21 protein-coding genes are annotated in these 17,524 nt (G+C 62.3%); 2 read left to right on the top strand and 19 right to left on the bottom strand.

What is annotated here, in order from left to right; all coding sequences use genetic code 11:
* Positions 1-4 precede the first annotated feature (4 nt).
* From GRI44_RS13330 to GRI44_RS13250, 17 genes are read right to left on the bottom strand one after another with little or no spacing between them, the layout of a single operon-like run.
* Complete coding sequence (locus tag GRI44_RS13330) at positions 5-1,465, bottom strand: conjugal transfer protein TraH (protein ID WP_160602222.1); 1,461 nt, start codon at positions 1,463-1,465, stop codon at positions 5-7.
* Positions 1,455-2,270, bottom strand: a complete 816-nt coding sequence (locus GRI44_RS13325; RefSeq protein ID WP_160602221.1) for a conjugal transfer protein TraF — start codon at positions 2,268-2,270, stop codon at positions 1,455-1,457. Before GRI44_RS13325 ends, GRI44_RS13330 begins: the two co-directional genes overlap by 11 nt.
* Positions 2,267-3,991, bottom strand: coding sequence for a conjugal transfer protein TraN (locus GRI44_RS13320; protein WP_160602220.1), 1,725 nt, complete (start codon positions 3,989-3,991; stop codon positions 2,267-2,269). The genes GRI44_RS13325 and GRI44_RS13320 overlap by 4 nt, the downstream gene beginning before the upstream one ends.
* Positions 3,988-4,737 (bottom strand): type-F conjugative transfer system pilin assembly protein TrbC, encoded by a 750-nt coding sequence (gene trbC, locus GRI44_RS13315; protein WP_160602219.1) that lies wholly within the window; start codon positions 4,735-4,737, stop codon positions 3,988-3,990. Before trbC ends, GRI44_RS13320 begins: the two co-directional genes overlap by 4 nt.
* Positions 4,734-5,747: a conjugal transfer pilus assembly protein TraU gene (gene traU / locus GRI44_RS13310; protein WP_160602218.1), complete on the bottom strand. Its 1,014-nt coding sequence runs from the start codon at positions 5,745-5,747 to the stop codon at positions 4,734-4,736. Before traU ends, trbC begins: the two co-directional genes overlap by 4 nt.
* Positions 5,744-6,382: a type-F conjugative transfer system protein TraW gene (traW, locus tag GRI44_RS13305; protein ID WP_332872425.1), complete on the bottom strand. Its 639-nt coding sequence runs from the start codon at positions 6,380-6,382 to the stop codon at positions 5,744-5,746. Before traW ends, traU begins: the two co-directional genes overlap by 4 nt.
* Positions 6,379-6,900, bottom strand: a complete 522-nt coding sequence (locus GRI44_RS13300) for a S26 family signal peptidase (RefSeq protein ID WP_160602217.1) — start codon at positions 6,898-6,900, stop codon at positions 6,379-6,381. Before GRI44_RS13300 ends, traW begins: the two co-directional genes overlap by 4 nt.
* Positions 6,897-7,283 (bottom strand): TrbI F-type domain-containing protein, encoded by a 387-nt coding sequence (locus GRI44_RS13295; RefSeq protein WP_332872424.1) that lies wholly within the window; start codon positions 7,281-7,283, stop codon positions 6,897-6,899. Before GRI44_RS13295 ends, GRI44_RS13300 begins: the two co-directional genes overlap by 4 nt.
* Positions 7,276-7,656 (bottom strand): hypothetical protein, encoded by a 381-nt coding sequence (locus GRI44_RS13290; RefSeq protein ID WP_160602216.1) that lies wholly within the window; start codon positions 7,654-7,656, stop codon positions 7,276-7,278. The genes GRI44_RS13295 and GRI44_RS13290 overlap by 8 nt, the downstream gene beginning before the upstream one ends.
* A complete protein-coding gene (traC, locus tag GRI44_RS13285) occupies positions 7,653-10,196 on the bottom strand; it encodes a type IV secretion system protein TraC (RefSeq protein WP_160602215.1) in 2,544 nt (847 codons plus the stop codon). Before traC ends, GRI44_RS13290 begins: the two co-directional genes overlap by 4 nt.
* Positions 10,193-10,780, bottom strand: coding sequence for a hypothetical protein (locus GRI44_RS13280; protein WP_202386345.1), 588 nt, complete (start codon positions 10,778-10,780; stop codon positions 10,193-10,195). Before GRI44_RS13280 ends, traC begins: the two co-directional genes overlap by 4 nt.
* Positions 10,777-11,649, bottom strand: a complete 873-nt coding sequence (locus GRI44_RS13275) for a DsbC family protein (RefSeq protein WP_160602214.1) — start codon at positions 11,647-11,649, stop codon at positions 10,777-10,779. The genes GRI44_RS13280 and GRI44_RS13275 overlap by 4 nt, the downstream gene beginning before the upstream one ends.
* The gene (locus GRI44_RS13270; RefSeq protein ID WP_160602213.1) at positions 11,646-12,965 is read right to left on the bottom strand and encodes a TraB/VirB10 family protein; all 1,320 of its coding nucleotides are present in this window, start codon (positions 12,963-12,965) and stop codon (positions 11,646-11,648) included. Before GRI44_RS13270 ends, GRI44_RS13275 begins: the two co-directional genes overlap by 4 nt.
* Positions 12,965-13,780 (bottom strand): type-F conjugative transfer system secretin TraK, encoded by an 816-nt coding sequence (locus GRI44_RS13265; RefSeq protein WP_160602212.1) that lies wholly within the window; start codon positions 13,778-13,780, stop codon positions 12,965-12,967. The genes GRI44_RS13270 and GRI44_RS13265 overlap by 1 nt, the downstream gene beginning before the upstream one ends.
* Entirely contained in the window at positions 13,777-14,346 is a 570-nt protein-coding gene (locus GRI44_RS13260; protein WP_160602211.1) for a type IV conjugative transfer system protein TraE, read from the bottom strand. The genes GRI44_RS13265 and GRI44_RS13260 overlap by 4 nt, the downstream gene beginning before the upstream one ends.
* Before the next feature lie 13 nt (positions 14,347-14,359).
* Entirely contained in the window at positions 14,360-14,647 is a 288-nt protein-coding gene (traL, locus tag GRI44_RS13255) for a type IV conjugative transfer system protein TraL (protein WP_034960277.1), read from the bottom strand.
* 33 nt (positions 14,648-14,680) lie between these two features.
* Positions 14,681-15,013, bottom strand: a complete 333-nt coding sequence (locus tag GRI44_RS13250; protein WP_160602210.1) for a hypothetical protein — start codon at positions 15,011-15,013, stop codon at positions 14,681-14,683.
* Between the two features lie 366 nt (positions 15,014-15,379).
* Here GRI44_RS13250 and GRI44_RS13245 point away from each other — a divergent pair, with 366 nt between their 5' ends.
* The gene (locus GRI44_RS13245; RefSeq protein ID WP_160602209.1) at positions 15,380-15,871 is read left to right on the top strand and encodes a hypothetical protein; all 492 of its coding nucleotides are present in this window, start codon (positions 15,380-15,382) and stop codon (positions 15,869-15,871) included.
* The gene (locus GRI44_RS13240; protein WP_160602208.1) at positions 15,864-16,079 is read left to right on the top strand and encodes an AlpA family transcriptional regulator; all 216 of its coding nucleotides are present in this window, start codon (positions 15,864-15,866) and stop codon (positions 16,077-16,079) included. Before GRI44_RS13245 ends, GRI44_RS13240 begins: the two co-directional genes overlap by 8 nt.
* A 100-nt stretch (positions 16,080-16,179) precedes the next feature.
* Here GRI44_RS13240 and GRI44_RS14160 read toward each other — a convergent pair whose 3' ends face one another.
* Together GRI44_RS14160 and GRI44_RS13230 are read right to left on the bottom strand one after the other, a co-directional pair.
* Positions 16,180-16,746: a YdeI/OmpD-associated family protein gene (locus tag GRI44_RS14160; protein ID WP_160602207.1), complete on the bottom strand. Its 567-nt coding sequence runs from the start codon at positions 16,744-16,746 to the stop codon at positions 16,180-16,182.
* Complete coding sequence (locus tag GRI44_RS13230; RefSeq protein ID WP_160602206.1) at positions 16,743-17,492, bottom strand: Asp23/Gls24 family envelope stress response protein; 750 nt, start codon at positions 17,490-17,492, stop codon at positions 16,743-16,745. The genes GRI44_RS14160 and GRI44_RS13230 overlap by 4 nt, the downstream gene beginning before the upstream one ends.
* Positions 17,493-17,524 lie beyond the last annotated feature (32 nt).

The following is a 17,524-nucleotide window of genomic DNA, read 5'->3' as shown; positions in this document are numbered from 1 at the left end:
CTCCTTATGGAATGATTGAGCGGGACTGCATCCCGCGTGACCAGTCGAGGGCCGCTGCCATTGACGGCGACATCGAAGCTGCAAGCATGTTCTCGATCATCGCCGTCTTCTCGATGATCTGCATGATCGCCGAGACCCGCGCCTGTCCGGTCGCCTGGCGCTGGGCAAGACTGGTCCGGACTTCGGCGACCTGCGCGCGCCAGATTGCAAGTTTGGCTTCATCGGCTGCGATGAAGCTCGCCATCGAGCGTCCGGCCTCGCCGGTGATGCGTTCAAGAATGGCATAGAGGAGATCGATACTGGCAATCTCGGCCAGCGTGTCGCGATCATCAGTCGGCATGCCCCGCCCGTAGGCCGCCTGAACAGTCAGCGTCTTGTAGAGCGGCACCGAGGCGACCTGGAGAAGCTCCTTCTCCTCCTCACCGATCGCGGTGTCGCTTCGGATGGCTTCGACCATGCTGCCAATCATGCGGGCAACGCGCGGACGTATGGCCTGCGCGCTCGAGAGGTTCATCTGCTGGAAGGTGGGGTTGAGGCATTGATCGGGCTCATCGCATTTGAATACCCGCACTGACTGGCCCTGCGTCCCGTCAAGCAATGCAGTCACCAGCGTCGAGGAGGCATCACCAGCAAAGGGCACAAACTTGCCCGCCTCGTCATCGCGCGGCGGCACATAGATCACCGTGCCGATGAGCGTCATCGCGTATTCGGCAAGGTCACGGTCGAAACTGCCGCCGGGATTGAAGAAGGCGCTCTGCTTCAGCACATGCCAGGTGTAATTGCGGGCGATCCCCGGATTGACGTCGGCGTAGTCGGCTCCCGCGTTGTCATTGGTTGAGGCGCGCTGTCCGCGCGTGCCGCAACCGTGCTTGGCAGCGGCGTAGTCGGTGAAGATACCTTCGGAATTGCCGATGGCTTCGCAGATCGCCTTGTCGGCCAGATCGCCCTTGGGCCAGACGCCGCCGACCAGCCCCTGCGCCATCTCGCAGGAGTTAATCGAGAGATTGTTCATCAGCTGCGCTTTCTGGCTGAACTCCTGCATGATTTTGTTGCACTCGGGACAAACGGTATCGATCGCCAGGCTGAAGGCGAACCCGACCGCATTGTTGGCGACCGCTTTCAGGAGCGCGACCATCTCGCTTGCATTGATGAACGAAAAGGACCCGGCGAAGATGTCGATCCCGCCGCAGCCTGCCCGTGCTCTGGGGAGTTGGAGATTGGCGATGTTGGTCGTCTTCTGCGGAAAGCGCGTCCAGACATTGCCGAGGCTGTAATAGCCCGCCGACTGGCCTTCGAAGGCGGACGGGCCGTTGACATTGGCCGCCGCGCCCATGTCGTCCATGAAGCGGTCCATGCTGTCACCGACATTGGCTGAGGCTGGGCTGGATAATGGGCCAGCGACCGGACTTGCCACCATGCTGGCTGCAGCAAGCGCCAACGCCGTGTTGCGAATTCTAGTAATCATGTCCGGCTTCCTTGGCGGTGAGGAGATAGATGCGGTCCTGGAGTTCGTCTGCCGAGAGCACGCCGTACCCGATCGGGATCGGGCGCTTGGCAAGGCTGTCCCACAGGACCAGCGCCGGGGTGATGCCCGGCTCGAGACCCATGCGGGGGCGCTGGCCGCTCTCGACCTTGTAATTGGGGAAATGCCGCGAGGGTCCGCCATCAGTTGAGATCGCCCGGACCGTAATGCGCCAGCGGTCCGCCACGGATCTGACGATCGGGCTCATGACCTCGCAGGCGCCGCAGGTCTGGGCGAAGAAATAGAACAGGCCGTAGCGTTCGGAGAGCCGTGCCATAACCGCGTCGCGGTCAGCAGCGCGTGCATCCTGCCATAGCTTCTTGGCAAGCGCGCCGACCGGGCGTTCCAACGTGTAATCGAGTTCGGGATCCTGCCAGATCGCGCGCTGCCAGACATCGGAGAACAGGGATGCCCGGTCGAGCTGTGCCCGCTGGAAACGGATGTACGCGGTAACGTTTTCCGGTGTCGGATAGAGGATCGCGCGGGCCTTCAGCTCGCGCAATTCCCCGGTGATCGCATCGAGCTGCTGCGTTGCCGCAACCTCTTCTGTAGGCTTAGCCGCTTGCGGCTCGGCTTTCGGCGCCGGCTTGACGCAGTAGAACCAGTAACCGAGCCGGCGCTGCTCGCAGTAAAGGCTGTCAGTCGAAGCGCCCGTATCTTCCGTCTGGGTTTGCTGTGCGACTACCGGGCTGGGAGCCAGCGCAGCGAGCCATAGTGTCAGGACGGCTATCAATTGGCGGCGCGTCATTGGCCACTCCTTGAATAATAGTCTTCGATCTTTTGCTGGATGAGAATGCTGGTCTCGAGCTCGTCGGGTAGCCGCGCCGCCTCGGTGAACTCGGCATACACCTCGCTGAAGTCCATCTGGCTGAGATCAAGCTGTGCGAACTCGTCGAGGGTGAACCCCTCGCATTGCTCTTCCTTAGGCTTGTCCCACGGCTTGGGCAGCTGGCGCCGACCCTGCTCCTGCAGAATGCGCGCCAGCTTGGATTCAAAGCAGCAATAGGCTTTGCGCTTGGTCAGGCAGACGCCAAGAAACTTCTTCGAGCAGTAGGTTCCGACATAGGCGCACAGGCCTTGCGCATCGCGCTGGTGGAGCAGCACTTCCTCGCGGTCGCAGCCAAGCGCAACCAGCAGACTGATCCCGGGGATCAGCGGGAAGCCCTTGCCCTTGCAGCAATTGAGGACGCCAAACACTTTCGACGAGCAGGTGTTGCGGGTGCCCCGGAACAGCGTCAGCGTGTCAGGATCAAATGCCCCGCGCGCTTCGTCCATCGCATGGAGCGCCGTAACTGCATCCTTGAACTCGTCATTTGCATTGCGCTCGATCGTCTCGCAGGAACCGTCAATGCAATAGACATCGCCGTCGCAGACATATTGGGTTGCATCGCTATCGCCTGCCGGAAGCGGGCATTCGTAAATGCGCTCCCAGGTCTCGCATGGCGTGCTGTCGGTAAGGCATTCCTCGCGCAGGAACCGGCAAGTGCCCTGGTCCTCGATCTCCGAGCAATCGCTCGCGGCGCTGCGCGCGGTGCAACTATAGCTTCGCTGCCATGACCAGCAGGGCCGCGTAACTGATACGCCGTCGATGACCCGCGTTTGCGGAGAGCTGTCGGTGCAGATTTCGGTGTCGAGCGCGCAGTCGCTGTTATCCGACAAGCCAAGACACTGACTTTCGTCGGACGCGGTATCGACAGTCCGGTCTGTCGTGACTTCATAGGGCGTGTATCTAGGATCCGCCGCATCACAGGAAATCTCTGCGATCGGGTCGCCGGGCTCCGAGCAGAAACGGTTGGTGCCATTGACCCGCCATTGGAGGCAGGGGCCAGGGCGGTATCCGGTGATCCGGCATTGGCCCTGATCAAAGCTGCTGCAGAGCGGCACGTTCGGAGCAAAGCCAGTCTCATTGCAGAGATAATGCCATTGCTGGCGCTGGGTCACGCTGGCGACGAGCTGTACAAAACATTGCCCTTGGGATTGCTCGATCCTTGTGCCTGTATTGCATGTTGCGGTGTATGTGCCAGCGGACCCCGAACCAGGCGGCAGAGGCACACATTCGCCCTGGCTGCCTGAAATCGACATACCGCTGGTGTAATCAAGAGGTGCTTCATTGATTGCCAGGCTGCGAGCGATAACCGCTTCAATGTCATCGCTTTCAAAGCGTGCGCGATTGGCAAGGCTGTCGCGCACCAAGCGATGGCCTTGATGATTGCGCGATGCGGTCGCGGCAGCCCCTTCGATCTGATCGGGATTGTCGGCAAGCCGTTCGAGGTCCCGCACTGCGTTGCGGTCGTAATTGGGAATGTCTGCCGCGCTTCGCTGCGTTTGCGCGGCTTGCTGCGCATCACCGCGCAGGCTCTCTCCAAATGTCTTGCCATCGGTCCTTGCGTCTTGCTGCTGTGCTGCAACTGGCACGGCGAGAAGGCACGCCGCGAGTGTTGCTGCTCTAAGAAAAGCGCGGATCATCATGGCTGGTCTCCTTGCAGGCGCCGCTTGTGAAGGCGGGCGAGCTCCGCTCCTGGCCCGCGGCCCGAGGCGAATGTCTCGAGCACCTCTTCCACGCTGATATTGCCCGCGATCCGGTCATGCGGCGGGACGTTGCTGGTGCAATCGAACCCGTCGCATGGCGCAAAATCGGTGCTGAGCATGACGAAGCTCGGCGCGGCTTTGATCTGGAAAGCGCGAAATAGTCTCGGGTCGATGCCGAGCGATCCGGCTTCGTTGCGGTCGCTCCAGATGGCGGCGAGGCGCTTCTTGAATGCCTCGCTGTTTCCCTGCGGAAAGCCGCGCAGCACGGTGACCCCGCCGGCCCGTGTCATGTCATGGACGAGAGCCTTTAACGCGGCTGGCGGCATCGACAGGCTGGCAAAAGCGATAAAGCGAGGGGATTGGCCTAGCACTGCCTTTTCGGCTGCGGCCTGGTTCGCGATCATCGTGTCGAAATCCAGTATGGCGTCGCTTGGGGTAACCTCTACGCTGTCAGCATAGGCAGCGCGGTTGGCCTGCGCCTGGACTTGCACACCTTGCGCATCCTCGGTGAGGGCTTCGGCACGCTCGCGGACATTCGTCGCGAGCGCTTGGGCCTCTTCGGTATGTTCAGCGGCGCGCTCGCGGATCTTGTCGAGGTCGATGCCGTCAGGAACGCTCTGGGCCAGCGCCAGGCCGCCCAGCGAGAGCGTGAGGCCAAGCGGTAAAAGGATAAGATGTTTGTTCATAGTGCGCAGCAATTCCGTTTGCGCCAGACGAGGTATCCCATGTCTTCGCCGATGGCGGGGATGACCTGTCCGGGTTCCTGAAGCGTGGTGGAGGTGCCGATCGGCGGGCAGGCATAGCGTCCGCTCGTAGCCGGATTGGGATTGATGGCCTGGAAGCGGTATTGCTGCTTGCGCATGACCGGCATCAGATATTTGCCGCACAGCCCCTTGGAGCCCATCGTTCCCCAGGAAACGAGTTCGCGGTGAAGCTTATAGGCGAAGCGCGAAAGCACGAGCCGCGAGGCCTGCACATGCCCGATCGAAGCCGAGACATTCCCGTTCATGGGATACATCGAGCCCTGGCAGCCCGCGCACCAGAACATCTCGTCGATTGGCAGTGAGGCGGCCGAGGCGGCGCAATCGGCAGCACAGGCGGCGAGCGCCAACGGGTTGGCGAATAGCACCGCCTCGGGGTTGATGATCGCGGTGAGTTCGCTGTCCTGCCACAGCGGATCGATCTCGGAGATGTAGAGAATGTCGATCGAACCTGCTTCGAGGCACAGGAAATCGGCGACGATCTCCATCCAGTAAATCAGCGGATAGGCGTACCAGTGGACGTGCCAGCTCGAATAATACTGGCTCGCGCCGCCGACAGCTGAAGGACCCGAGATCGAGCGGAAGCCGATATCGAAGCCGGGATCGAGTTTCATTCCGCCAAGGTTGACGAAGCACCACGGCTTCATGCTGACATCGGCAAGCCGGACCGGCTCCCAGAAGCCCATCGCGATCCCGGGCCTGATACCGCACAGACATACCGGCAAGTCAGGATTGTCGGGATCGGGCCGGCTAGACGGCCAGATATCGAGACCGCCGATCGAGATCGGGAACAGGCACGACCAGCAGATATCGGTGATCGGGTTGACGAAGCTGCCGGTGCATTTCCCGGGGCCGTCATCGGCCATGGCGGGTGTCGCGATGGTGAGGCCAAGCAAGGCAATTAGGATGAGGGCGAGTTTGCGCAAAAGTTTCATAGCGCAGGCCTCCTTTTGGGCGGCAGCGCGATTTCGCTGATCTCGAGCAGACGGCCATCCTGACGCACCCGCGCCGGCACTGACCTGATCCCGAACCGCGCTGTCAGCTTGCCACCCTGGTCGAAATAGAAGCGGCGCTGGCGGGCCTTCATGAGTTCGAGCGGCGCCCCTTTTACGAGAATCAGCTTGGCACTGGCGTCTTGCTTCAGCGCCCAGGCGAGCTGGTCGGGATCGTCGCCGTCGAGGAACAGCAGAGGGCTCCTCAGCTGGACGCTGTCGAGCGGATTGACCCTAGTGCCTGCGGCATGGATCAGCTCGCCCTTCGCGCCGGTGATGTCGGCGGCGAGCGTGATCGTCGGATCGAAACTCCAGCGCCGGGCTTCGCTGGCCCGGACAATTCCGGTGACCGGATCCGGCCGGTTCACGCGGGCAATTGTCCGGCGTTTCAGCTCTGAGTTGAGGCGAGCGGTCTCGCCCGATTGTTCCATCTGGGTCAGGCGGGAATGGATCTGCTCGAGCAGGTCGCGTTCGATCACGGGAAAGACCGTGCCGCGCTGACCGTAGTCCCGGGCGAGTGCCTGCGCCGGGTAAAGCAGGGCTGCGAGCAGGATCGATGGGGCGAGAAACTTTTTCACAGGATTGCCCTCCCGCTGCCGAGGATCTGGCCGCGGCAGATGAAACCGATCTCGGCGTAGCGGCTGTCCAGCCCGCGCGGATGGCCCGTCCCGGTGTAGAAGCAGCCTTCTGGGATCGGACCTTCGGGTCCCTGGTGGAGAGAGATTCCAAGCCGCGTTTCATCGAGGCGCGCGGCGATCTTGCGGCCGTTGATGAAGACCTCGTGGCCGCGATGGCTGACGACGTCGCCCGGCACGCCCAGCACCCGCTTGCCGAAGAGCTGCGCGCCTTTCCCGAAATGGGCTTCGACGAGTTCGCTCGCCGGAGGCTCAAAGAAGATCAGACTGCCGCGCGTGATAGGTGCAGCACGATCGAGCCAGAAGGCCCAGTTGGGCAGGCTCGGGCTGGCATTGATCAGGAAGGCGTGATCTTTTGCGAATGCATCGACGGCGCTCCATCCCAGGGGAAGCAGGACGAGCGCGGTGAGGACGAGCGGGCGTTTGAGGGTTTGCGCAAGACGCTTGGACAGGCTTTTCATTGCCCGTCTCCTTGTCCGAGCTGGCCGGCGATCCGCATGCGCAGTTCATCGGTCGCGTCAGGCGGACCGCCTGCAAGCACCGCTTCGCCGACCAGCACCACGCGGCCATCGCTTCCCATGTCCGCCACCGCGCGTTCGGAGGCCTTGAGGAAGGCGAGCACGCGTGCCTGGCTGGTCTCGGGATCACGAGTTTCGCGCGCTTCGGCATCGACGAAAGCGGCAATGGTCTCGGCAAGCCTGACCGTGACGATTTCCTGGCGGGGCTCGGTCAGTTCGCGGCTGACCCAGGTCGCCCAGAGCAGCGCGGCAGCGATGGCCAGTACGGCGGCAATCTTCAGCAGTAGAGGCTGATTAAATGATTGTAATCGGTTGGTGTCAGCCACGGCTCGGCTCCTTGCTGAGATCGGTATCGAGGTCGGCCGCGAGCCGCTGGAGGAAGCGCGGCATGCGAAACAGCGTCACCGCGCCAGCTATGATCAGGAAGCAGATCTTGAGGTCCTGGCTGAAAAGGGTGCGGCGCAGCCCGTCGGCCTCGAGATAGCGGTCCGACAGATTTCCGAGCTGGGTGAACAGCCCGTGCAAATCCCAGCCTGCGACAAACAGGAACAGTGCGAGCGGCAGGCCAAGCGCGATGAGAAGCGATGTCGCGGCGAAGCGCGTCGTCTCGATCAGGATGAAGCACGTTCCCTGCAAGAAGGGCAGGAATGCTTTGAGATTTGCCGGTTCGACCCTGTCGGTGAGATGCGAGCTCATCATTGCGCGTCTCCCGCAACTGTGCGGATCGCATCGGCGAGGCTGTGCCCGCGCCGCTCGCATTCCTGGATCGCGGCATAGGTGTCGGGATCGGAGGAATAGATCGTCGCCGAAAACGGATCGAGCACAAGGCGCCCGACCGCTTCGGTCTCGGGTCCCTTGATAAAGATCTCGCTGTACTCGGTGCCCGAGCGCTTGAGAGAGCGGATCAGCGTCTCGGTCCGGTCGTCCATGTCGAGCCGTGCTTGGCTGCGGAAATCGGCGATGGTCTCGGCCTTCTGCTGTAGCACCAGCATCCAGTCGCTGTTCTCGAGCGCAGCGCGCGCGCCATCGGACTTGTAGTAATCGTTGAGCGACTGGGTCGCAGTTGCGAGAGCGCCGCCATATTTGCGCGCGGTGCGGGCATAGGTCTCGACGAACTCGCCCATCGAGCCGCCTTTGAGCATCGCCCAGGCCTCGTCGATCAGCAGCAGCTTTTTGGTGGCACGCGAACTGCGCGTCATGGCCTGGCCGGTCATGAACATGATTGCCGAGAGGACCACGCTTCGCAGCTCCTCACGGCTTGCAAGGTCGCTCATCTCGAAGACGGTGAAATCATCATCGAGCGCGAAGCTGGCCTTGCCGGAGAAGAAGCCGCCGTAGCTTCCGCCGCGGCAGAACGGCGCGATCGCGGTCGCAAGATCGCGCCCTGCTTCACTTTCCGAGCCTTGCAACGCATGCGCGACATCATCGACCGACGCGCCGCTGCCAAGCGCTTCCCAGACGTGCGTCACCGCCTGGTCGATAAGGCCGCGCTCGGTATCGCTTGGCGCGGAGCTGGGCCGGGCCATCTGGCCGACCATGGCCTTGATCATCGCGAAACAGTCGAGCCGGTAATCCTCGTCCTCGTGAGCGCGGACATCGTCGACCATCGAGAAGGGATTGAGCGAAAAGCCCGAAGCGAGCGTAAACTCGACAAAGCGGCCACCTTGCAGCTTGACCGAATGCTCGAAGCTGCGCCCGTCATCGATCACAACGACCTTAGCACCGGCGCCGCGAAGGGCTGCACAAAGTTCCTGCAAGAGGACGGACTTACCCGAGCCTGATTTGCCGCAGATCGCGATATTGTGGTTGCCCGCGTCGTTCTCGAACGGCGACCACCAGAAGGGCTGGCCGCGCCGGCCGACGAGCAGCAGGTGGGGGATCGAACCGCCAAGATATTCTCCTTGCATCGGCGCAATATTTGCCGCGGTCGTTGAAAGCATGGTCTTCAGGCGTTTGAGGCGCGCCATGTCGTCGGCAAGCCCGTCGGCAAGGCTCAAGGGAAATGCTGCGACGAGGCCCTGCAGCTGCAGGAAGCGCTCGTCGGCCAGGTCCCAGCCTGCCGCCTTGTAAATCGCTTTGATCACCCGCTCATGCGCATCGCCCTGGCCAAGCGGCGAGATGCTGGTGAGGCCATAGAACAGTTTCACGAGTTTTTTGCCTGCCTGAAGCTCGGCCTGGACATGGCGCCATTCGGCTGACTGTTCGGCAAGCTTGGGCAGGAAGCTTGCGCTCTTGGTCTGGCTGAGGGTGGTCGTGCGCATGAACTTGAAGCCGGCCCGCGCCGAGGCGGCTTCCTGGTCGGGATAGACGAGGCACAGCATGGTCGCCGTCGGACAGGGAAAGCGCAGCTTGTCGGCAAACATGTCGCCGATGAGCCGCGCGCATTCCCAGGGCGCCCAGCGTTCAGGTGTCGAGCGCACGGCATAGTGGCGCATGTCGAAATGATCGGGGTAGCATTCGCCCACTTCGGGATGGCCGTGCGCGTCCCGCCCGGTCTCGCGGAACCGTTCGGTTCGCAGGATCATCCGATCATCGTCGACCTCGAGCTCGATGTCGCGGCGGATTGCCTGAGCCTGGAGCGTATCGTGCGGGTTCCACGTATGGACATCCGGCTCATGCGCGGTAGTCGGCGACGTCAGCTCGTCGATCAGCGCCAGCAACCCGTTCGGGCGCAGTTCCTGTGCCTGCAGCCCAAGCGAATGAAGCATGCCCATCAAGCCTTCGCGGCATTCGGACAGCTCGGCATCGGTCACGCTGCCGGGGGCCGGCACGCCGAGCGAGACGATCACCCGGACATTGCGGGCATGGAAGGGCGCATGCGCCGAGCCCGAATTCCAGACGAGGTCATACAGGCGCTTTGTCCGGGCCCTGGCGATGGCCTCGTAGATCCCGCCCTGCTCGTAGCGCGGGGCAAACCAGGGGGCGACGACATTGCCGATCCGCGGGGAAGCGAAGTTCAGAACCTGGAGGCAGGCACCCTGCGGCAGCCCTTCGGAGAAGAACTGCCCGAGGATCTCGCCGGTCTGTTCGTCAGCTCCGATCAGCGGAGTGACTTCGAGGACGAAGCCTTTCGAGCGCGCATTGCGGTAGAGCTTCGCGCCCTCGTCATAGACCCGGTACGGGAGCCAGTCCGAGAGCATGTCGAGCCCGAAATGCGCCCGCTCCCTTTCAGGTCGCGATGTATCGGCAAAAAGCCTGCGCGATAGCGCATCGCGCGCTGCGGCTAAGGATAGCGTCACTGGCTGTCTCCTTCGTGCATGTCAGGGTGGGGGACCGGCTCGCGGGGAGGGGGAAACGAGCCAGGTCCCCCGGGTTCCGGCGCGTTGGCGCCGGGCATCGCCGGAAGTGGCTGCGAGGGGATAAACAGCTGTTCCGGCAATATTTGTGTCGTGTGGTGTTCTGTTGGATGGAGGTCGGGTGCGGGGTTACCCTCGCGGGTTGCAGCGATGCTTGCGCCCAGCGAGCGGAGGATGTCCCGGCGTCCTTGCGGTGGACGCCAGCCTGTTCCGACAGGTTCGGGCAGCGTCAGGTGCACGACCCGCGCTTCGTGCTCGCGGCTCGCTTCGTCGCGGTAGCCGGCCAGCACGACCTGCAGACGGCGGACCGCTTCGCCAGCCGTCGGCACGGGGCGATGTGCGTGCCCGGCTTCGGCCCGGTCGATGCCGGTCGCCCCGGCATCGATGGTGGAGGTGGGCGCGCAGGTTCCATCGGGAGCGCGGCAGGCAAAACTGCCTTTCACATTGCTCCCGAGGCTGGTGCATCCGCTCGCCATCACGAGCGGCGCAGCCAGCAAGAGGGCGCGCAGGATCGGGAGCCGGCTCATTGCGCGCTTCCCTTCGCGCCGGATACGAAGCGGCGGATTGTCGCGGCATCGCGGTAGCCATGGATCACTGCCCCATCGCGGGCGCGCACAATCACCGGCGTCCCGTTAAAACCGTTGGCCTTGGCAAAGGCCTCGTTGGCATCGAGCGCCTTGGCTTTCTTACAGGTCTTGCCGGTCGCCGGAGCCCGCCCGGCATAGGCAGCATGGAGAGCCTTTACCGGATCCTTCGCGCACAGCACGGCTTCGGAAGTCTTGCGGCTCGGTGCGCCGAAGATCGAAACCGGTCGCTCTTCGATATGGACCTTGGCCTTGGCGAGTTCGCCTGCCAGGCGCTGGCAGTAGCCGCATTGAAAGTCCGAGAAGACCACCAGCTTTTCGCCCTTGGGATTGCCCCAGTGGATCGCACCGGCTGCCGGAAGGGTGGAGAGATCGACGTTAGCTGCGGCCGTCTGGGCCGGAGGTTTGTCTCCGCCCGGTTGCGTCTCGCCTCCGGCGCGCGGTGCACCGGCGGCAAGCAGGTCGGGATTTAGTTCGAGAAGCCGAGCCGCGGTCACGTCGCGCCGCTCTTCCATGTCGTAGAGCCGGCCGACGAACAGGTAGCGCGCGGTCTCATCGATGTAGAACAGCGTGTCGCCCGAAACGACTTCGCACCATGGTCCGAGCTTATCGCAGCTGATCGCATCGATCGGGGTCCTGGGCAGCCGCAACTTCAGCGCCTGCGCGACATCGCTTGCCAGCGCGGAAGCCGATGCGGGCATGGCCGTGACAGCCGAGACACCGAGTGTGAGCACGGCAGCGGCACCTGAGCAGGCAAGGGCGAAGTGGGCGGCACGGGTCTTCAGGCCCGGCCGGTGGTCATTGTAGTTCATTTGGAAGAGCTCCTGACATGGACGCCGTCGAGAAAGACGATCTCGACCTCGATGCCGGTCGGCATCTCGACGACTGGTTGATATTGTTCTGCGCGTTCAATGAGATAACGGCTGACCGTATCGGCAGCTTCGCCAGCACCCTGGCCGAAGCCGCCGGCAAGAATGTCGGTCGGCGAGAGCGCTTCGCGCTGGCCGTCACTGCCCACTTGTCCGGTAAAAATGCCGTTGGCGTTGGCGGAAAATCCGCGTCCGAAGCCTCCGATAATCCCTGCGAGCAGCGCCTGGCTGACAAGGCTGCCTTCACGGCTGACAACGCGGCCGCGCACCCCGGACTTGCCGGCAAAGGAGATGAACCCTTTGACCTCGCTTACCGCGAAACGCCCGCCGGGCTGCGCGCAGGTCATGCGCACCAGCTTGACGTAGACTTTCTCGGCCGAGAGATCGCCGCGCGCTGCGCCGTTGACGAGGCAGCCGGTGATGTCGGTGGTAAGCAGTTTGTTGCCGCGCATGACCGAACGGGCCGGGCCGGTGATCCTGAGGACCACGGGCAGCGGATCACTCTGGCTGGCAACGCCCGTCGATGCGTCGACCCCGACAATGACCGTTGCAGGCGCATAGCTGTTGGGCGGCAAATACTCGCGGCTCGCTTCGAGCAGCAATGCAGGCGCTGTCTCGGGCACTCGCGGCTTGCCGTCCTTGCCGGTATTGGGACCGAAACTCATCAGGCTGAGCTGTCCGCCCGGTCCTTCTGATCCGGCTTGCGGCGCCTGGATTGCTGCGCCAGTTCCGACGCCGGGCCCATAGGCAGGCGGCGGCAAAGGCGCGGGCTCTGAAGGACGGTTTCCGGCCCCATTGAGCTGCGAACGCAATGCGGCGTTCTCGGAAGAAATCGCGTCGATTGCTGCCTGCCCGTCGGAGCGCATCTGCGCATTCTCGCTGCGCAGCGCTTCGAGCTCCTCCTCGACTTGCGCGGTCGGTAGCTGGGCTTGTTCCAGATCCTTGATCGCGCGGCCTTGCGCGTCGAGCCGGTTGCCGTAGCTTGCGACAAACTCGCGCTGCGACAGGTTGCGATTGACGAGGCCGCCCGTGTCGATCGTTTCTGCGCCGTTTGCATCCGCTCCGGCGTCGTCACCGTCATCGCTGAAGATGAACAGTCCTCCCCCGATAAGCGCGATGGCACCAATCCCGGCGAGCAGCAGTTTCTGGCGCTGCGCGATTTGCGCATTGAGATTGCGCCGTCCGCTCTCGCGGGCTTGCGGCGAGCCTGGTACAGGCTTCGCCTTGGGGCTTTCCGGTTTTGCTGGTGCGTCTGCCATCACTTGAGCCCTCCCTTCGCGAAGACGAGGAAGGCGCTGGTGGCTTCACCGGGCGCGAGCGCGTCGCGGCCATAGGCAAAGGCGAGCGCGCCTGCGGGCGCTTCGCGCTCGGCAGCCAGCGCAAGGTTTTCCTGGCCGAGGTTGCGGATGAGGAAACGCTGCCCGGTAAGCGCGTCGCCTTGGTATTCAGCGACAAGCTGGACTTCGATCCCGCCGGTACGGCGCGGAGTGGACAGCTCGGCGCGCGCGGTAAAGCCGGGCAGGACGGCATCTGTCGCCATGGCCTCGATAAGGCGGATCGCGGTGTCTTCAGGGCCGGTTTCGGTCTCCCATTCTGACGCCTCGTTTTTGGCAAGCGCGGGGTTGGTGATGAATAGCTGGGTCGCTTCCTCGCCGCCCAGGCGGCAGGCGAACCTGTAAACGTAGCCCGCTTTACTGGTGGCAAAGAAGCTGACGCGCGCCGCCGCGAATTGCGGAGGCACGGAGATATAGATGTCCCCGCGCACCGGCTCGTGCGTCACCTGGAAGTCGTTGTAGGGAAAGCCGCTCGCGATCTTCGAGACATTGGCGAAGCCGTCATCGATAAGCGCGATCCGGGTGAGTTCGCCGCGCGCCAGCTCGCAATCGATGGTCGCGTTGTCAGCAGCCTCGACGAACTGGTCGGCATGCGCCGGGACCGGGGTGAGCGCAAAGGCAAGCACTGCAAGACCGGTGAGCTTGAGCCCGGGATCGGGACGGCGGGCCGCGCCGATCGCGAAACAGGCGAGACCGGTTCCGGCAAGCGCGGCTGCGAGGGGAGTTGGGAAAAGGCTCATTGGCCGATGTCCTCCTTGTCAGTGGGAAGTTGCTCGAAGCCGGCCAGCGCGAGGCTGAGGCCACGCTTCGACCAGCGGAAACGGAAGGAGCGGCGCTGGCTCGCGATCACCTGCGCGCCGACGAAGGTCTTGAGTGTGCCGGTGACGCTCGACGTCAGGGCCTTGGGATCGACGTGTATCTCGGCGATCACGAAGGCCTGGGAGATGTCCGAGCCGCGCTGCTCCTCGACGATCTGCACCAGCTCGGCCTTAAGGGCGCCGTGCGCGGCGGGATCAGCAAGCTTCATTATGTTTGCCATCCAGTAGTCGAGGCTCTCTGGTGCCCGGTTAAGGAGCATCAGCGCCGTGTCGCGGGTGACAAGCTCGAGATAAGGCGCGTCGACCCCGCCGCTCGAGACGGTGATCCGCTCGGCGGTGATCGGCACCAGCACGATCCTTTCGTCGCTTGTCGCAGCAGCGCCGAGGCTGACCAGCGTGGTCAGGCCCAAAGCGCCTGCGAGCACGGCGAAGCGGTTGCGCTGCCGCAGGAAACCTTGCGCCTGTTCGTGTGCGAATTCTGCTTGCATGGATCGTGCTCCCTCAGCCCGCCAGCAGGCGGCAGTGGGAGGGCGGCGTGGCTTTCAGCCCCAGGAAACTCCCGGGCAGATACCAGTACGCAGCATGCACCAGTGCCGAACCGGCACCGCGAGCCTTTGCCTTCCGCAAGGCAAACCAGGTTCCGGCGGCCAGGCCGATACCGATGAAAATGTGCTGCGCGAGAATGCCCCAGGCGAAGGGAATGAGAATCCCTGCAAACTCGTCGATGGTCCAGAAGCCGATAAGCTCCGGATCGTCGAGCCGCCGTGGAACAAGGTACCTGTCGGCCATGATGCCGCCCTCCTGTTGTGACCGGGTCCGGGTTCAGATGACCGCGGTCACGACCGAAGTGACGATCGGCACGCCGGTGCCGACGCCGATACCAACGCCCACCGGCACAGCGATTTGGCCGAGCGAAAAGCGCCCTGAGGCAAGCCCGATCAGGCCAGCAGCCAGGCTGAGCACGGTGATAATCTTGCCGCCCGAGCCCTCGAGGAAGTCGGTGAACTGGTTCAGCGCAGGATCAAATGTGGTGTCCGCACCGGCAAAAGCGGCGCCGGCACATGCCAGCGCAACACAGGCCGGGAGGATATAATCGCGGCCCGGGATACGGCTTTGCATGCGGCGCTGGGCCGGAAGAGCAGTCTTGGTGGTCATGGGTGGAAACTCCGAAAAGATTGAACATCAGCCAGCGATGCGTTCGCTGTATGTTCTTTCCTCTCTCCGGAGCCGGGCTGTAGGAAATCGGGAAATGCGTTTGGGTCCGATCGACCAAGCAAAAAACGCCATTTGGCAGGCTGGGCACGGGATTTGCGCAGACGGACCGCTTTGTAGCGCCGACTTTGCCGAGTTCTGCGCGGCGCCTGCTGGAATACGCGCAGCAGCGACCGCTATCTGCGCGAATCACCGAAGGAACCTGATTCGCTCCTTCCTTTATGTTCCGTAATTGTTCTTTTTGTTTTCCTACAACTTTCCTTTCGGGATAGCCGGTGAGTCATCACCACTACGCGAAAGGAATCGTCGATGACTGACATGGCGCTTTTTGCCGAACAACAGGTTCGCGCCGATCTTGCCCGGCTGCTATTCGCCGCTGTCGAAGCCAGCGGACGCGCACGCTGCGACATCGCACGCGATGCGCAGATTCATAGAGATGCCCTTCGAAGGGTCCTTCTTGGCGAGCGTTCGGCAAGTCTTGGAGAAGCCCTAAGGATTCTGGCTGCGAGCGGCGTCGCACCGAATGCTCATTTGCTGCTGTTCCTAGTCAGCGGCGGCGATCACGCGATTGCTTGGCTCCAGTCGGACCTCGCGCTGTTTTTTGAGAATTTCTCTGGTGAGCTTCCTTTTGCGCTCGAACGTGTTCTCGGCAACCAGGTGCACGACGTGAAGCCCCGCTGGGCCAAGGGCACGGCGCACCGTGTCGCACGTCTCCTTTCCGATCACATCGACGAACTCGAACGCAAGGATGCGCTCCTCGGTGACGTATTTGCTGGCGTCGAGGGAGGTCATCGTGGGTGAAGAGATTGAAAAGGAAGCGACCGACACCCGCCGGGTCACCCGGCTTATTCGCCTTCCGGAGGTGCAACAACGCGTTGGGCTTGGTCGTTCGACGATCTACCGCTGGATGGCCGAGGGCAGGTTTCCAAAGCCGGTGCAGTTGGGTGGCTATGCTGTAGCGTGGGCTGAGAAGGACATCGATGAATGGATTGCAGGCATAATCGAATGACTGAAAATGGGCCGCGTGTGCAAGGTCTGCATTTGGCGATTGAGACTTGAAAGGGGTCAGTCGGCTAACGACCCTAACTGCCGTCATTCAGAGATTTTCGCTAACCTCCCGAAACCTGACATTCCCTGACTATTCGGTTGATCCTTGCTTCACGCGTCTTGTTGGTTTTCGCCAAGGCGATGCCCTCTAACATCGAGCGCTGCTTCGATGGTGCCAACTTGTCATACTCGGCGCGCACGCCAGCCTGCTCCATAGCTTGCGCAAGATCGTCGGAAACGATGAGCGCCGACGCATCGTCAAGGATGCTCCAACTGCCCTCTTCCTTGGCCTGTTCGATTGCCCTTTCGCCTCGTGACGTCATTCGACCCGAACGGCGGAGCACCACGACCCTTTCCTTGTTCACACCTGACCACGGACTGCCTTTACGTCGAGGCGAAAGCCATACTGCAGTCCGATTTTCATCGACCGCATCGCTCTTCGAATCGACCCATCCAAAGCAAAGCGCCTCGTCGCGAATATCGCCGTAGGATACGAAGTCTTCGTGCTCCTTCTTGAACGAGACGATCCACACCCCGGCGTCGCGCTCGCCGTTCGTTTTCAACCACTCGCGCAGCTCGGATGCGGACCGGACGATGATCGCGTTCTTGGGATTATTGGAGTGCGTCACCGTAAGGCACCAACGATTGCCAGCAAAGGCGCGATCGGAAGGGCGATCAGCGCTGCACGTGCAACCGCCAGGTTTCCATCATGCTCTCGGTTGGCCATGACGATGCCGAACAGCGCCCAGGCAATTACCAAACTATAGGCAATCATACCGGTTATGAAGCCGACGATACCGCCCAGCAAAACCGCTAAGGCCAATAGCGACAGACTCGACCTTGTACCGATATGGATGCCGCTCATCCGGAGTGTCGAACTCAAGTTCACGAAGGTTGCTGCCGTTATCCATCCGGCGAACAGCTGAAACGGGAGGCTGACCGCGAGAAAGCCGAGGACACCGTTCGGCTGATCGTTATGAATACGAAACACGACGATGAGTAAGAGAACCAGCGAAAACACGATCAGCGCGACGCTTCCCCAGTCGATATCGCGCTTGGGCACGTAGGATTCCCAAGCGATGTTTATCGCGAAGATCGTGGCGGCAATCCATCCCAGTGTTTTCAGAAAAGGATCGTCGAGATTCATGGGCAGCGCGTGCCAGATGGCAAATCCGAAACAGGTGAGAAAGATCAGGCCCCAGATCGCAAAAACCCAACCAATCGGGACGACTGGCGTGGAATAGCGAGCTGATCGAGAAGAGATGGTCTCTGGCCAATTTCTGAGATCGGGCCAATAGGCCATGGCTGCCTGACCGATGGCCAGAACGATGACGATGAGCGCACGCAGCCCATCGATGGAGAGATACGTTGACATGACTTCCATCCTTGGGGATCAAATGAACCAAA

Origin of the sequence: Allopontixanthobacter confluentis (assembly GCF_009827615.1) — a bacterium.
Classification (GTDB): Bacteria; Pseudomonadota; Alphaproteobacteria; order Sphingomonadales; family Sphingomonadaceae; genus Allopontixanthobacter; species Allopontixanthobacter confluentis.
The sequence above is the reverse complement of the archived record's forward strand: the minus strand, read 5'-3'. Positions and strand labels throughout refer to the sequence as shown.